Annotated in this window: 1 rRNA gene; it reads right to left on the reverse strand. The window is 50.5% G+C overall.

Going from position 1 to position 202, the window contains the following annotated elements:
• Positions 1-200, reverse strand: a 16S ribosomal RNA gene (locus A6D97_RS19870); the annotation flags it as partial.
• Positions 201-202: the final 2 nt, after the last annotated feature.

A 202-nucleotide genomic window follows, 5' to 3' on the forward strand; every position in this document is an offset into this window, starting at 1 on the left:
CGTAGGCATTATGCGGTATTAGCCATCGTTTCCAATGGTTATCCCCCACATCAAGGCAATTTCCTAGGCATTACTCACCCGTCCGCCGCTCGACGCCCATTAACGCACCCGAAGGATTGTTAGTGTCGTTTCCGCTCGACTTGCATGTGTTAGGCCTGCCGCCAGCGTTCAATCTGAGCCATGATCAAACTCTTCAATTTAA

This window comes from Vibrio sp. ZF57 (assembly GCF_001691235.1).
Classification (GTDB): domain Bacteria; phylum Pseudomonadota; class Gammaproteobacteria; order Enterobacterales; family Vibrionaceae; genus Vibrio; species Vibrio crassostreae_C.